This window comes from Lichenifustis flavocetrariae (genome assembly GCF_026130545.1).
Taxonomy (GTDB): domain Bacteria; phylum Pseudomonadota; class Alphaproteobacteria; order Rhizobiales; family Beijerinckiaceae; genus Lichenihabitans; species Lichenihabitans flavocetrariae.
The window spans coordinates 1-866 of sequence record NZ_JAMOIM010000155.1 but is presented as its reverse complement, the minus strand read 5'-3'; the positions used below and the strand labels follow the sequence as shown (position 1 = coordinate 866).

Here is an 866-nt window from a genome sequence, read left to right as displayed (position 1 = left end):
TTTCCGCATTTGCGGATTTCCTTCGGGCGCGTGCCGTTCAATTCATCGTCGCGGACAGCGCGCGCCCTGATGGCCAGTATGAATCAAGCACTCGGTCTCGACGCCTTCAACTTCACGCTGGCCGGCGCACGGGAGGGCTTCGGCCCCTTTCTCGGCGTCTACCTCCAGCATCAGGGGTTCGATCCCGCCCGCACCGGCTTCGCCATGAGCCTCGCCGGCATCGCTGCGACGGCGCCGCTCGGGGCGTTGATCGACCGCATTACGGCCAAGCGCGCAGCCGTGGTCCTGGCCATCACCTGCATCGCGATCGGCGCGGTGCTCGTCGTCGCTTCGAAGCAGCTCTGGATCGTGGCGGCCGGGCAGGTCTCATCGGCATTGCCGACAGCAGCCTGGCGCCTCTCGTGGCCGCCCTGACCCTGGGCCTCGTCGGCCGCGAACGTTATGCCGACCGCGTCGCGCGCAACGAGGCCTTCAACCATGCCGGAAACGCCGTCAACGCCGCCCTTGCAGCCTTTCTGGGCTACCTGTTTGGCCTGGGCTATGTCGCGGCGGCGATCGGCGTGATGGCTTTGGCGACCGTGATGGAATTCATCCGACCGGACGACGAACTGGTGGTCGTAAAGCTCGATCGGCTCGGCCGCTCAACGCGCGACGTTCTGAACCTCGTGCATGAGCTGGAAAAGAAGGGCGCCGCGCTCACCGTGTTGGACCCAACTTTTCGACCAGGGACGCCACCGGCTCGATCCTGGTGACCGTTCTCGGCATGGTGGCCGAGATGGAGCGCAAGTTCATCCGCGAGCGGCAGCAGACCGGCATTGAGGCGGCGAAGGGCAGGGGCGTCTACACCGGCCGAAAGGCGACGGCGC

The 866-nt window shown here is 66.3% G+C and carries 1 protein-coding gene and 1 pseudogene; both read left to right on the top strand.

Annotated features, from left to right (window positions below; genetic code table 11):
• The coding region (locus M8523_RS36410) for an MFS transporter (protein WP_345894374.1) at positions 1-414 on the top strand (414 nt) is incomplete at its 5' end.
• A gap of 149 nt (positions 415-563) precedes the next feature.
• A pseudogene (locus tag M8523_RS36405) lies at positions 564-866 on the top strand (recombinase family protein); the annotation flags it as partial.